The organism is Paenibacillus sp. FSL P2-0136 (assembly GCF_037975325.1).
In the GTDB taxonomy this organism is placed as follows: domain Bacteria; phylum Bacillota; class Bacilli; order Paenibacillales; family Paenibacillaceae; genus Paenibacillus_AQ; species Paenibacillus_AQ silagei.
In genome coordinates this window covers 2,736,984-2,750,547 of sequence record NZ_CP150244.1, presented here as the reverse complement: position 1 = coordinate 2,750,547, position 13,564 = coordinate 2,736,984, and the positions used below count along the sequence as shown (strand labels likewise).

The 13,564-nt window shown below is 52.9% G+C and carries 12 protein-coding genes; 3 read left to right on the top strand and 9 right to left on the bottom strand.

The window, feature by feature from the left end:
- Positions 1–44: 44 nt before the first annotated feature.
- The 8 genes from NYE26_RS11300 to NYE26_RS11265 all read right to left on the bottom strand — a co-directional run bounded on the left by NYE26_RS11300 (position 45) and on the right by NYE26_RS11265 (position 9,549).
- Positions 45–1,373, bottom strand: a complete 1,329-nt coding sequence (locus tag NYE26_RS11300) for an extracellular solute-binding protein (protein ID WP_339255851.1) — start codon at positions 1,371–1,373, stop codon at positions 45–47.
- A 194-nt stretch (positions 1,374–1,567) separates the two neighbouring features.
- Positions 1,568–3,343 carry a sensor histidine kinase gene (locus tag NYE26_RS11295; protein ID WP_036729661.1) on the bottom strand — a complete coding sequence of 592 codons (1,776 nt, stop codon included), beginning with the start codon at positions 3,341–3,343 and terminating at the stop codon, positions 1,568–1,570.
- A gap of 5 nt (positions 3,344–3,348) precedes the next feature.
- Positions 3,349–5,052 carry a response regulator transcription factor gene (locus tag NYE26_RS11290; protein WP_339255848.1) on the bottom strand — a complete coding sequence of 568 codons (1,704 nt, stop codon included), beginning with the start codon at positions 5,050–5,052 and terminating at the stop codon, positions 3,349–3,351.
- A 561-nt stretch (positions 5,053–5,613) separates the two neighbouring features.
- Positions 5,614–6,057, bottom strand: a complete 444-nt coding sequence (locus NYE26_RS11285) for a GNAT family N-acetyltransferase (protein ID WP_339255846.1) — start codon at positions 6,055–6,057, stop codon at positions 5,614–5,616.
- A 14-nt stretch (positions 6,058–6,071) separates the two neighbouring features.
- Entirely contained in the window at positions 6,072–6,509 is a 438-nt protein-coding gene (locus NYE26_RS11280) for a hypothetical protein (protein ID WP_339255844.1), read from the bottom strand.
- Positions 6,510–6,537: 28 nt separating this feature from the next.
- Positions 6,538–7,077, bottom strand: a complete 540-nt coding sequence (locus tag NYE26_RS11275) for an AAA family ATPase (protein WP_339255842.1) — start codon at positions 7,075–7,077, stop codon at positions 6,538–6,540.
- A gap of 492 nt (positions 7,078–7,569) precedes the next feature.
- A complete protein-coding gene (locus NYE26_RS11270; RefSeq protein WP_339255840.1) occupies positions 7,570–8,976 on the bottom strand; it encodes an NAD-dependent malic enzyme in 1,407 nt (468 codons plus the stop codon).
- 81 nt (positions 8,977–9,057) lie between these two features.
- Positions 9,058–9,549 (bottom strand): hypothetical protein, encoded by a 492-nt coding sequence (locus NYE26_RS11265; protein WP_339255838.1) that lies wholly within the window; start codon positions 9,547–9,549, stop codon positions 9,058–9,060.
- Between the two features lie 140 nt (positions 9,550–9,689).
- Between NYE26_RS11265 and NYE26_RS11260 the strand changes: the two genes are divergently transcribed.
- The 3 genes from NYE26_RS11260 (at position 9,690) to NYE26_RS11250 (ending at position 12,652) form a co-directional block, all read left to right on the top strand.
- Complete coding sequence (locus tag NYE26_RS11260; protein ID WP_339255836.1) at positions 9,690–10,682, top strand: acryloyl-CoA reductase; 993 nt, start codon at positions 9,690–9,692, stop codon at positions 10,680–10,682.
- Positions 10,683–10,761: 79 nt separating this feature from the next.
- Positions 10,762–12,216, top strand: coding sequence for a prolyl oligopeptidase family serine peptidase (locus NYE26_RS11255; RefSeq protein WP_339255834.1), 1,455 nt, complete (start codon positions 10,762–10,764; stop codon positions 12,214–12,216).
- 37 nt (positions 12,217–12,253) lie between these two features.
- Positions 12,254–12,652, top strand: coding sequence for a MerR family transcriptional regulator (locus tag NYE26_RS11250; RefSeq protein WP_339255832.1), 399 nt, complete (start codon positions 12,254–12,256; stop codon positions 12,650–12,652).
- A gap of 108 nt (positions 12,653–12,760) precedes the next feature.
- On the opposite strand, the gene NYE26_RS11245 is transcribed toward NYE26_RS11250, so the two are convergent.
- Entirely contained in the window at positions 12,761–13,522 is a 762-nt protein-coding gene (locus NYE26_RS11245) for a cupin domain-containing protein (protein ID WP_339255830.1), read from the bottom strand.
- Positions 13,523–13,564 lie beyond the last annotated feature (42 nt).

Below are 13,564 nucleotides of genomic sequence, written 5' to 3'. Positions count from 1 at the left end.
CCGGAAGCTGCAGGCCACGCCCAAGGTCACTGTATGAGAGCTAACTATTTAATCTGTGACTCGGCCTGGGCCTGGGCATCGCTCAGCACGCTGTCAATATCCTTGCCGTTCAGATAATTCTGCATCTCTACAATCAGAATGTCTTCAATCGCATACGTGTTGATTCCGTAATTGACGCTGGGAATCTGCTCCGTCCAGGCGGCGAAATCCGATACAACCTTCTGGCCGCTGAAGAATTCATTAGCCTGGCTGTAAGCCTCTCCGCCCGCAGCCGCTTTGAAGCTACCGATGACACCGATGTCCGTGAGCAGCTTCTGGTACATTTCCACATTCGAGCCGAAGGTCTTCGCCATGAAGTCTGCTGCCGTCTCCTTACCGTCCACATTCATGACATACCAGGAGCTTCCGCCCAGGTTCGAGGCATGAACGGATTTGTTCGCAGTCAGCTTAGGAAGCGGTGCGATTCCCCACTTGCCGGATTGAGAAGCTTCAGCCGTAATCGAAGGGGTGATCCAGTTGCCTGTCGGCACGGAGGCTACATCGCCGCTGTTCAGGGCGGCTACGAACTGACTCCAGTCTGCATGTACCTTAGCTACGTTTGATTCAGTCAGTTCCTTATAGATTTCAAAAGCTTCCTTAAGCGGTGCATTCCCCGCCAGGTTCGGCGTTTTGCCGTCTTCCTTCAGATACCACTCGCCTGCGGATTGAATCATCACCCGGATCAGCCCGAGGTCGTTCGGGTCCAGCGTAATCAGCGCTTTGCCGGTTTTCTCTTTCACGGCTTTGCCGATTTCAATATATTGCTTCCAGTCGATATCCTGCAGATCGGCCAGCTTGAAGCCTGCCTGCTCCAGATAGTCCGTTCTGACATAGAGTCCGGTAACGCCGGAGTCAAAGGGAACCCCGTACTGCTTCCCGTCCAGGCTGGTCGGCCCGCTTTTGTAATCTGCGAAGTCAGCGCCCTTGATCGAGCTGCTCAGATCGTAGAAGGAATCCTTGTACGATTGCAGGAAGCTCTGGGAACGGTAATCCTCAATCAGCACGATGTTCGGCAGACCCTTGGTGGTTCCGGAATTTAGCCCCGTGTTCAGCTTCTGGATAATATCCGCCTGTGCATATTCCACAATGTTAATTTTCACATCCGGGTTCGTCTTGGCATATTCTGCTTTGGCCACTTCCAGTGCAGCGATGTTGAATGCAGGGTCCCAAGCCCAAATGGTGATTTCCTTCGCCTGTGCAGGCTCTGTAGCTGCTGTATTCTCTGTCTTTCCCGTGTCCGCAGCGCTATTGCTGGTGTTCTTCGACCCGGAGTTCGAGCTGCAGGCCGTAAGCAGAAGCAGGCAAATCAGGACTAACGCAAAGCCTTTTTTCATTGGTAAGCCTCCCCTTTAATGCGCTTTACTGTCTCTCGCTTGAATGTAAGCGCTTATTTATTACATAAATAATCTTATCACCCGCCCCCGGGGAGCCGTTAGAACTTACTTTATGGGGATTGGTCATTTTATCGCCTGATTGTAAGCGTTACCTTGATTGCCGTTTGTTCTTTTTTTGGAAAATGGTAATAATCTCACTTCTTCATCAGCGGCAGGCGGATTCGGATCGCAGTCCCCTCCCCCGGCGCACTCTTAATGGTGACTCCATATTCTTCACCGTACATCAGCACCAGCCGGTCATGCACATTGCGGATACCGATTCCGGTGAACAGCTGGCGCTTCCCCGCAAGGCTCGACATAGGCAGATCAGCCGCTCCAGTATCCATCCCGTCCCCGTTATCCACCACCTCACAGAGCAGAGATCCGGCATCCTGGGAGATGAGGATATGGATATATCCGCCGCTTTTGCGCGTAAACGCATGGAAGAAGGCATTCTCAATGAACGGCTGAATAATCAGCTTCGGCAGATGACAGTCCATACAATCCGGGGAGACGAAGAAATTCACCCGGATCCGTTCGCCGTACCGCACATGGTTGATGAAGACATAGGATTTCAGATTCTCCAGTTCCTGCGTCACCGTAATGCTCTCACTGACATTGCTCAGCGCATTCTGCAGCATCGAGATCAGGGCATGAATCGTCTGCACCGCCTTCTCCTGACTGCCCTGCTGCACCAGGAAGTTGACCGAAGCCAGCGTATTGTACAGAAAATGCGGGTTAATCTGATGCTGCAAGGCCGCAAGCTCGGCATTCCGCTGCTCCTTCTGCGTCTCCACCAGCTTCTCGACATATTCATTCAGCTCGTCCAGCATATAGTTATAGGCATGACCCAGCTCCTGAAATTCAAAGCTTCCCGTAACCGTAATGTAATTGTGGAAGTTACGCTCGGTGATCTTGGACATCTGCCGGGTAAGCAGCGTGAGCGACCGGGTCAGCCTTCTGAAGATCAGGAACACCACGATCAGGGCCACGGCCACGATGGCTGAGCAGAAGAGCACGACCATTTTACCGTTGACCATCTGGCCGAGGGCCGTCTGCTTATCGATCAGGTTCACAATATAGAAATCATAAGACGGCAGGTAATCCGCAATCAGAATCGAATCGGTGCCCTGGAAATCGGTGTTCTGGTAAGCAAGCTGCTGCTCCTCAATCTGCCTCGCCACCTGCAATAGATCCTCTGCCCGCTGGCCCATCAGATCACTACGGTTGCTGGACACTATCATCCCCTGCTTATTCAGGATCACCACATCGTTCCCGGTACTGACAAAGCTGCCGTAGAAGGAGCGGAAATCCTTTTCATGAATGGTAAAATACAGCGTCCCGTAAATATCGCCGGTCGTCCGGTCCATCAACGCTTTGCTGCCTACAATCACCGCTTCCTTCTGCGCCGAATCCGGCATCGTCTCTTCATAGAACTGATACATCAGCCGTTTCGGTTCAGCCAAAGTATTACGTGTCAGCTCATGCTGCTGCAGCTCCCGGTCACTCATCAGCAGATTGTTCGTGTTGGTGGAGTAGCTGCGGCCATTTTTGCCCATGATTTTGATCCCGACCTGGTAGGCATCGAGCGTGGACTGAATCTTCTTCATCTGCGTGGTCATATTGTAATAGGTCCGCAGCATCCGCAGGGAGTCCGAGTCCTCCTCAGACAGGAAGGAACGGATCGTGCCACTCAGCTGGGTATTATTAGTAGCCGTAACGATCGAATAATGAAAAGCTTCAAAGCTCGCCTTAATCTGGCTGATCACCTTGGAATTCGTAATGCTGAACGTATTCATGAACAGCTTCTCCGACATGCGGACGGTCGTCCAGGAGGAGGCGATGGCTACGGCGATGATGCTGAACAGCATAACGAGGAAGATTTTGATGAACAGGCTGTGAAATTTGAACCGCTCCCAGTATCTGCGCATACGCTCTACTCCTGCCCGTAATGCTGACGCCGGTAGCCGCTCGGGGACAAGCCGTAATATTTCTTGAACACTTTGCAAAAATAGCTGTGATCGCCATATCCGACCATGCTGCTAATCTCCGCTATGGGTGCCTCCCCGGCCCGCAGCAGCTCTGCCGCCCTGCCCGTGCGGACCGTGTTGAGATGCTCTTTGAAGCCCTCGTGATTGTAGGTCGTGAACAGGCTCGACAGATAGGAAGGATTGAAATGAAAATGACGGGCCAGCTCCGTAAGGGTTAATGGCTCAGCATAATGCTCCTCTATGTACTGAAGCAGCTTCGTCATACTGGCATTGCCGCCCGGTGCCGGCGCTGCCGATGCAGTCAGCTCCATGATCCGACGCAGGTAATCATCCAGAATCTGCATGGCCTGCTCGGCCGTGCCCGCTTCATCGATGGCCCGGAACAGGCCGTATTTCCCCTCCTCCAGCTCCTGCAGATGACTGAACTGATTCGTAATATTGAAGATAATATTGCCCAGGAAGGACTTAAACTGATACACGTCTCCATCATTCTGGCGGCTGAGCGCATCCACATGCTGATGCAGGTCACCGAATGCTTCCGCCAGCTGCTGACGCTTCAACTGCTCGGTGAATTGCGCCAGATTGAACTTCGGCAACGGAGTCTCCGGATCCGGACGTTTTTCCTGGATTAGCAGGGTCTGCTCCGGCCGGAAAAACCGGCACTGCTGTAGTCTCGCATTGCTCTCCTGCTGGACGGCCGCAAGCTCGCTGAGGGAACTGAATCTCCGGCTGAGCGTCAGACGCAGCTCCACTTCCTGCCCGGCCATCGTATCGGCCGACTGGTGTACAGCCTTTAGCAGCTGCGGCCAATGGGCTTCCTCCAGATTGATCAGCATGAATGTAGTGCCCGAAGGCTCTGCGACTGGAATAATACACTGCACCCGTCCCGGTACACACTGGTTTAGTTCACTGGTGATAGTGGTGATGACGGTGGCGGATGCGGCCTCTTGTGCATTGGCTGCGTTGCTGGCAGTATTGATGTTGATACGGTTCATGGCATTGCTGCTGTTGACTGCGTTAATAGCGGTATGATTCATAGCGTTGTCGCTGCTGACCGCGTTTATGGCGGTATGGTTCATGGCTTCGCCGCCCGGTGCTTGCTGCACCGGTTCCCAGCCCAGCAGCGCGAAGGCGTGATGCGGAAGCTGCTGCTTCACATACGCTTCGCTCTCCGGCGGCAGCCGGTAACCGGCCAGCATCCGGCCGAGCAGGGTATCCAGCGGCTGCGCTGCTGCCTCCGTTTGTCCTCCGGCGGCACTCAGTTCCGGGATGCGGTCCCGGGTTTTTTTTAACACCTGCAATAAGGCCCCGGCTTCCAGCTTCGGCTTCAGAATATAGTCCGCCACCCCATGCTGGAACGTCGAGCGCACATAATGGAACTCGCTGAAGCTGCTTAGCACAATCACCTCGGTAGCCGGATAATCGCGCTTCACCAGCCGGGTTAACTCCTCGCCATCCATCACCGGCATGACAATATCCGTAATGATGATATGCGGCTGCAGGGTCTGCAGCGAATTCAGCGCTTCCCGCCCGTTGGCCGCTTCACCCACGATCTGAAAACCTTCCTGCTCCCAGTCCAGCACATATTTAATCCCTTGCCGGACCAGGATTTCATCGTCCACAATCAGCACCTTGCATATTGGATTCATGATTCTCCCCCGCTTTCTGTAGTCTTGACCTCTGGCCCTAGCCACTATGAACGGATTATAAAGCGCTATCATGGAGATGGTCAAACTTAAAATAAGAGCAGGGAGACATTCCCTGCTCTTGGTTGTGCAATTTTAGTAAAAAGTATGTTGTCCAGTATATACGAAGGAGCATTCCACTCTCCGTCATTCTTAGATTTCCCGCCAGGTAATTGCATTATGTACAGTAGAATCGGAAAAAAAGCGCTCCAAAACGCATTCTAATGTATTTGCTGCAATAGAATTTCTTAAAAGGGTCCATTTCAGGCAAATATCCGAAAATCTAATGTATGAAGTACAATTGATGGCGAAAAAGCTATGGTTTTCCACCTTTTGATTGTACATAATACAATAGACCAGACCTTCATGCCGCTCTTGGGTAGCATTTCAGAGGATGAATTTTCGAAGATGATGGCCCTCAATTTGGCTCCATAACAATGTCATTCGCACGGACACTGCTATTTCAGGCCAGAATATGCCGGGGCAATTTTCAGTTTCTCCAAACATTTATGTCCTCTATGCACCCTAATGCGAGCTGAGATGCTTGCGGTATCCCTCAACCTTCTCTTCCCTGTACCCCATCGCCTCATAGAAAATATGTGCTTCCTTCCGCTTCTCCCCCGACACGAAAATGATATAGTAACAGTCCCGTTCATGCGCAATCGCTTCGATCGCAGTCATCAGTTTCTTGCCAAGCCCCTGCCGCCGTGCGCGCGAAGACACGACCACATTCTCAATCACCATGAACGGGCGGCAATCGCCCACCAGGTCCTGGCAGACAATCCCCATCATCGAGCCTAACAACTCCCCGTCTACAAAAGCACCCAGCAGCACATACCGCTCATCCTCCCGGATTGTCCGATAAGCGGTTTCCAGCTTCACCGGGTCCGTCGGCCCGCCTATTAATTCATCGTAGAGTGTGTTCAGTGCTCCCAGTGATGCGAATTCAATTTGTTCTATCGTTACCATGGCAGGTTGCCTCCCTACTTCTCATTCTTGAGCTCAAACTCCTCACTCTTCCCGTCCCAATCGACAGTGACTTTAATGACGGAGTCCTCTTTCTCTATAGTGCCAGTTCCAGAACCGCCCATTTTTAGCATTCCTGCAAGAACTGGGGCCTCGATATTCTGGCTACCGCCGCTTCCTTTGCCTTTGTAAGTATATTTCATCTGTTTAATCTTTTCGAGATCAGACTGCTCACCCTTGTATTTCAAATCGAAGGTATATTGTTTGGAGCTTTCACTTGTCACTTTATCCTTCTTCGTAATCAGCTTCTGGCTGGCCTCCTGCTTATAGACACCCGACCAGGTGTCCCCCTCGCCCTTGAAGGTATAGTTGAAATGGGTCGTTTCCGTATTGCAGGACGTCAGCAGCAATAGCAGAATTGCCGGAAGCAGCAGCGCACGCAGTATCTTCCTCATGGTCAGCCCCCTTTTCCCATAGATTGAATTAGCGTGAACGTGACATGTATTGCAGTACTGCCTCCACCCGTTCCTCCACCATAAGGTCTCCTTCCAGCCGCAAAAGATCGCCGCTTAGTCCAGCCATCCACTCCTCATGCAGCGTCCGGCTGCGGACCTCCGGTCCTGCCGTATCATACAGCGCCGCCCAAGCCATGAACTCCTGTACATCCTCATATTTATATCCTCCCGGCAGACCTTCATCACCGTATCGTTCATACTCCCGCGCCCGCAGCCGATCCAGACGAACCTGCTCAGGAATCCACAGGAAAATCACTAGGTCAAAGGTGTCGCGCAGCGGATCACCCCATCCACAGAGCGCACCGGACAGAATCCAAGGCTCATTGCGCTTCAAGTCCATCTCCAGTCTGCTCAGACGTGCGGCAACATCGCTCTTGATGCTGTATTTCTGTTCCCAGTAGTAATCGTCACTATCCAACTGAACATGCGGAAGCCTCGCCGCCAGCGCCTTGCCCAAGGTTGTCGTTCCCGCCCCGGAAGCTCCCATAATATGAATTCTGCGGTACATAAGCCCTCCTGAATGAAAGAATCATTGTATCCATTTGTATATTTTACCATGCTGCCCCTTATATATAAACAGCAAAGCCTGATTTTAAAGGATTCCAATCCTCCGGTAGGAAGCAAGTGGACAAACGTATCTTATTTTCTCGAATTTCGGGGATTTCCGGGAAACAAGTGGAAAAAGCACAACTGTTAACTCAACTTTTGAACGCTTTACTTGAATTACGATAATTAAGTGTTGTTAATCCAATTGTTGGCGCTCCATGCCCCAAACAGCCACCAGCAAGTGTACAAAATCCATCTAATTCCTGCCAGTCGTCCCCTCCCACCTCTCCCATAAGCACCGGCGTAAGCCGTAGTCCACAACCCATCGCTCCCAGGCCCCTGGCATCCCGGCTCCCACATTGGTCAACTATATACTCCTGCGCAAAAGCAGACGCAAACAAAGCCGCAGCCTAAGGCCACAGCTTGTTCACCTTCCTAATGCTCAGCGTGCTCCTCAGCTCACATCCGGCGGGATGCGCCGGGCGATGCCGGTAGCGATAGCGGCCCGGATGACAGCCAGACGTACCTGCTCCACAACCTTTTCGTTGAAAATACTCGGAATAATATATTGCTCATTCCGCTCATCCGGGTGCACCACTGCTGCAATGGCCTGCGCCGCTGCCAGCTTCATCTCCAGATTCACCGTCTTCGCCCGGCAATCCAGGGCCCCGCGGAAAATCCCCGGAAAACACAGCACGTTATTAATCTGGTTAGGGTAATCGCTTCTGCCGGTTGCCAGCACCCGGACGTAAGGCTCCGCCAGATCCGGTTCAATCTCCGGGGACGGATTAGCCATAGCGAACACGATGCTGTCCTGGGCCATGCTCTGCAAATGGCTAACCTGCAGAATTCCTCCTCTGGATACGCCGATGAAGACATCTGCCCCCCGCACCGCCTCGTCCAGTCCTCCGCTCAGATTCTCAGGATTCGTGGCTTCTGCCAGCCAGCTCCATTCAGCATTGGTGTAGGCTTCGCTGCGGTTCAGAATCCCTTCCTTGTCTACTGCGTAGAGCTGCTTCGCGCCAGCCGCCAGCAGCAGACGGCAGATCGACACACCTGCCGCACCGATGCCGACGACTACAATTCTGGAGTCTGCAATCGACTTCTCCACGACCTGGAGCGCGTTCAGCAATCCGGCCAGAGCAACTACTGCCGTTCCGTGCTGGTCATCATGGAAGACTGGAATATCCAGCTCCGCCGACAGCCGCCGTTCAATCTCGAAGCAGCGCGGAGAGCTGATGTCTTCCAGATTGATCCCTCCGAAGCCGGGAGCAACCGCTTTCACAATCTGAATGATTTCTTCCGGGTCCTTGGTATCCAGACACAGCGGGAACCCGTCAATATCCGCCAGCTGCTTGAACAGCATGGCCTTGCCCTCCATCACCGGCATCGCCGCCTCCGGTCCGATATCGCCAAGCCCCAGTACTGCGGTGCCGTCGGTGACGACCGCTACCGTATTTCTTTTCATCGTCAGGGAATACGCCTTGGACGGATCTTCGGCAATCGCCGTACAGACACGTGCCACACCAGGGGTATACACCAGCGACAGATCCTCCCGGTTCTTGATCGGCATCTTCGGGGTAACCTCGATTTTGCCGCCGAGATGGGCCAGGAAGGTTCGGTCGGAGACATTGATGACTTTGATTCCAGGCATATTCTTCAGCACACTTATAATCTCTTCATTCGCCGCATCCTGCACATTCACAGTCAGGTCACGGGTCGTCACATCCTTGCCGCCACGGATTACGTCAATCGCTACAATATCGCCGCCGGCTGCTGCCAGCCTGGACGCCACATCACCAAAAGAAGCTTCGGCCTTGCGGATTTCAAGCCGGATAATCATCGTTGTTGCAATGGACATAGAGTATGCCTCCCTCATCAGACGGATGAATTCTATCCTCAATATACTACAGTTCACATGTTGTTCACAATTAAATCCGGGTTAACCGGGAATTTCCCAGTTTTCAGCCAGCTTTAGCAGCTCTGCTTCCGCAGCCTCTTCATCTTGCCCCAATACTTTTGCTTCTATATAGTAGGTGACCGTATCATCGCTGTCACTCTTGCCGGGACGTTGATAACACAGCCAATAATAAGTAACTTCAGGAGCAGGATAGACCGCGCTTCCCCCCTGTACGAACTTGATCAGCTCCCCTTCACCTTCCGGAGTCGGCACCGGCTTCCTCCATAGCAATTCTGTATGATTAGGGATGCTGATATAATTACCCGGACGGCTCTGATCGCCAAGGGACAGCTCCAGCTGATCTTGAGTCACAGACTCCAACCCTTGCAAATACCGCGCAGGCTCGTCCTCACTTAGACGCAGCCGGTGTACCGCCGGGGCAGAATCAGATGCTGCGAACCCGTATAGCGCTCCCCCGCCCAGAACGAGGCAGATTGCTGTGGTAAGCACGGTTTTACGTATTTTCTCTCTCATATAAACGCTCCTTTGTAAGCATTTAGTGTAGGATATCATTGTGTTTCCTTAATTGAGAGGGCACAATAGTAATGGCGCGAAGCCTATGAATTCTTATCTTTGAACCAAACAAATATAACACGGATTAGGAGAGAGAAGATATGATGAACCCTTTTCAAGCATTGGTAGTGGACAAGACAGAACCATTCTCCGTAGAGGTCAGACCGGTAACGCTGGAGGGACTGCCCGCCGGTGAAGTGTTAATTAAGGTAGCTTATTCCAGTGTAAACTATAAAGACGGGCTGGCAAGCATCCCGAATGGGAATATTGTGCGAAATTATCCTTTTATTCCGGGGATTGACCTGTCAGGGACGGTAGTCTCATCGAAGGACAGCCGCTTCCGCGAAGGCCAGTCTGTCATTGCCACCAGCTATGGGATCGGTGTCTCCCACTTCGGCGGCTTCAGCGAATACGCCCGCATCCCTGCGGACTGGGTTATTGAACTGCCAGAAGGCTTGACGCTGCGGGAAGCGATGATCTACGGCACAGCCGGATTCACGGCGGCACTGTCTGTGCAGGCACTGGAAGCTCAAGGAATGACCCCTGATCAGGGAAAAGTGCTCGTCACCGGTGCCACCGGCGGTGTCGGAGGTGCGGCAACCGCCATTCTGGCGAAGCTGGGCTACCAGGTCACTGCCAGTACCGGCAGAACGGATGAAGCCGGATATTTGCAAGCGCTGGGTGCTGCTGAGGTGATCTCCCGCGAAGAGGTCGCAGGCACTGCGGTGAAGCCGCTGGACAAGCAGCTCTGGCAGGCAGCTGTAGATTCAGTCGGAGGCGCCCCGCTTGCTGCGGTCCTGAGCAAAATCGCCTACGGCGGCGCAGTTGCCGCAAGCGGCTTAACCGCGGGCACGGCTGTCCCGACCACCGTCCTGCCGTTTATCCTGCGCGGAGTCAGTCTGCTCGGCATCGATTCCGTAGCTTGTCCTATGGAGAAACGGGCCAAGCTCTGGCAGCGCATGGCAGGTGACATGAAGCCGGAGGTGCTGGATACGCTGGTGGACCGTGAGATTTCCCTGACTGAGCTGCCTGCGGCGCTTCAGGATATTCTCCAGTCGGGCACCCGGGGACGCGTGCTTGTCCGCTTATCTTAGAAATTAGCCTTGACCCTGAAGTATACTTCAACCTTTATACTCTAGTTATTCCGGATGAATAGAGTTGGAGGGAGTACAAATGAGAATATTTGAGATTATAGTCATTGTGGTAATTCTAGCTGTTACAGCAGGAATGATAGGGACCAAGAAAAACCGGAGACTGGATACCCTTATGCTGCTGGCTGTCGTTATGGCTGTGGTGCTGCATGGGGTGCTGGAGAATTACCGTATCCAGATGGCTCCGGCCTACGCCGCAGTGCTCGGGCTGGTGAGCATACTCGGATTCAGACTTGTGAGGCGTCCCCGAACGGGCCAGCCTAAGCGGTATGCGAAGTTATGGAAAAGTCTGCTGCTGATATGCATCCTCCTTCTTTCAGGAGTATCCGTCTATGCGTCCAGGCTGCTGCCGATGTTCACGCTACCTGAGCCAACAGGGCAATATGCCATCGGGACGATCGCACGCGAGCTTACCGATGAGCAGCGTGACGAGACGCTGAGCGCTGAGGAAGGCGGCAAACGTAAGCTGATGGTTAATGTATGGTATCCGGCCGATCCTGACCAGACTGAGGGTAAGCCTAAGGAGCATTACCCTTCCGCACTAGGCGAAGCCATTAGCCTTGTATTCGGATTGCCGAAGCAGCTATTCAGCCATGTGACCGATATTCCTACTCATGTTACAGACGGAGTGAAGCTATCGGCACAAGAACCCAGCTATCCGGTCCTGCTGTTCTCGCCGGGAATCCGCTCTACCCGATTCCAGAGTATGTCGATTATCGAAGAATTGGTCAGCCACGGCTATATTGTCGTAGGGATCGATCATCCTTACACCTCAGCCAAGGTCACTTACCCGGACGGCGCTTCGGTCTATTACGTGCCTGATCCCGAATTCGATACTTCTGCAGAGCTCTACAATCACAATGTGAACGGAATCGCAATCCGTACAGCAGATGCCAGCTTTGTGCTGGATACATTGACGGAATGGAATACACAGGACCCGAATGGCTTGTTCCAGGGCAAGCTGGATCTCACCCGGGCAGGGATCTTCGGCCATTCCTATGGCGGGGCGACAACCGCCGAAGCTTTAGCCCAAGACAAGCGGTTTAAGGCCGGTGTCAGTCTGGAAGGCGGGTTCTGGGGCAAGGTTGCCCGTGAAGGGCTGACGCAGCCTTTTATGTATGTGATGTCCGGAACGAGTGCGCAGAATCTTGCACATCCCGAAGCGAACACAGATCCCCTGATCTATGAAGAATTCACGCCGGATCTGAAGTCAGTTATGAGCCGCAGCACCCGGGATACCTATTATCTGACAGTGGATCATTTCATTCACCAAAGTTTTACGGATATAGCCCTGCTGTCGCCCTCCTTATTCGCCAATGGCCTTGATCCGGTGCATACTGTAGATATAAGCAGAACCTATGTCCGGTCATTTTTCGATCAGTATCTGCTAGATGAGCCGCAGGCGCTGCTGAACGGTCCATCGGCCGAATACCCGGAAGTGAGCTTTGACCCGGCCTACACGCACAAGAGACCATAGGAGTAGATAGATATCACAATACAGGAGGTAATGCCAGATGAAGGGAATGACCCGTGGTGAGCTCGCGCGGCAGGCGGGGCTGAGTGCGGCAACCATCCGTTACTATGAGGACAGCGGCATCCTGCCAGCCCCGGAACGGACCGCTAAGGGATACCGGATCTACTCTGCAGATATTCTGGTCAAGCTGAAGTTCATCAAGGATGCCCAGTCCTTGGGCTATTCACTGAAAGAAATCCAGGCGGCGCTTGCCCTGCTCGGCTCGAAGATGGATGAAGATACCTTAAAGGAACTCGTCCGCGACAAAATCACCGAAATCGACGAAAAGGTTGCTGCCCTGTACGCTATTCAAAGCATGCTGGCCGGTCTGCTTGAGACCCCGCAGGAGGATATTCAGAATTATCTGCGTTCCTTCAAGGTTCCAGATCAGCATCATTGAAGACAAGCTATCGTGTGAAACATATAATTTCTTATATTTGCAAAAAAAATCGGCAGCGTCATTCTGCATTCACAGAATACGCTGCCGTTTGTGCCCTCTGGATTTCTGTTATTCGGCTCCCGCCTCATGCACTGCTTGCGGAGGAGCCTGGACGTATTGCTGCTGGCGGTAGGACTGGGCATACGGCTGAGCATAATAACCGTGTACCGCCATCGGCTGGTATCCAAAGGATTGCGGAGCCTGCTGCGGGTGCATGTAAGGCGGCATGTTCGCATTAGCCATCATCGGCGTCATATTGGCAGGAGCGATGTGGGTTCCCTTCATATTCTCGGCTGCCGCCTTCACAGGAGGACAGCAATCCGCAGGCGGACCAATGAAGGTCTGTGGCTTCACCGGAGCGAGTGCTTCCTTAACCAGCGCTTCATTAAGGCAGTAGGTATGTGCCAGCACATTAGCCGGGGTTAAGCTCAGAAGATCCGAGCCGAGGATGACCTCCGGTGTTGGAGCATCGAAGATCGCCAGCAGATGGGTGCAATCCATCGTGGCCACTTCATAATGCCACCAGCCCTGCGGCACATTGGCAACCTGGCCCGGGGTGATCGGAAAATGCAGCAGCTCGTTCGTAAACGGGTTGATCAGCGACACCACAGCCGCGCCCGAGATACAATACACCAGCTCAGCGGCATTTTGATGATAATGCGGCTCGACCACATTGGATCTGCTGAGATAGATATCGAGCAGCGAGGTATTCTCCAGGGTGTTCAGATTTTTGATGCCCAGTACGTTGATATAATTGCAGTCATCCTTCTTGAATAAGGTGTTGCCGTTCATATCAAACGTAAACTGTGTATTGGGCGACGTATAGTCCATATAAGAGGTCACACAAATCCGTCCTTTCCTCGGGGCCGTTTT

What these genes read in the sequence shown, in the direction of transcription:
- NYE26_RS11300 (WP_339255851.1), bottom strand. Translation starts at nt 1,373, where the DNA reads ATGAAAAAAGGCTTTGCGTTAGTCCTGATTTGCCTGCTTCTGCTTACG.
- NYE26_RS11295 (WP_036729661.1), bottom strand. Translation starts at nt 3,343, where the DNA reads ATGCGCAGATACTGGGAGCGGTTCAAATTTCACAGCCTGTTCATCAAA.
- NYE26_RS11290 (WP_339255848.1), bottom strand. Translation starts at nt 5,052, where the DNA reads ATGAATCCAATATGCAAGGTGCTGATTGTGGACGATGAAATCCTGGTC.
- NYE26_RS11285 (WP_339255846.1), bottom strand. Translation starts at nt 6,057, where the DNA reads ATGGTAACGATAGAACAAATTGAATTCGCATCACTGGGAGCACTGAAC.
- NYE26_RS11280 (WP_339255844.1), bottom strand. Translation starts at nt 6,509, where the DNA reads ATGAGGAAGATACTGCGTGCGCTGCTGCTTCCGGCAATTCTGCTATTG.
- NYE26_RS11275 (WP_339255842.1), bottom strand. Translation starts at nt 7,077, where the DNA reads ATGTACCGCAGAATTCATATTATGGGAGCTTCCGGGGCGGGAACGACA.
- NYE26_RS11270 (WP_339255840.1), bottom strand. Translation starts at nt 8,976, where the DNA reads ATGTCCATTGCAACAACGATGATTATCCGGCTTGAAATCCGCAAGGCC.
- NYE26_RS11265 (WP_339255838.1), bottom strand. Translation starts at nt 9,549, where the DNA reads ATGAGAGAGAAAATACGTAAAACCGTGCTTACCACAGCAATCTGCCTC.
- NYE26_RS11260 (WP_339255836.1), top strand. Translation starts at nt 9,690, where the DNA reads ATGATGAACCCTTTTCAAGCATTGGTAGTGGACAAGACAGAACCATTC.
- NYE26_RS11255 (WP_339255834.1), top strand. Translation starts at nt 10,762, where the DNA reads ATGAGAATATTTGAGATTATAGTCATTGTGGTAATTCTAGCTGTTACA.
- NYE26_RS11250 (WP_339255832.1), top strand. Translation starts at nt 12,254, where the DNA reads ATGAAGGGAATGACCCGTGGTGAGCTCGCGCGGCAGGCGGGGCTGAGT.
- NYE26_RS11245 (WP_339255830.1), bottom strand. Translation starts at nt 13,522, where the DNA reads ATGGACTATACGTCGCCCAATACACAGTTTACGTTTGATATGAACGGC.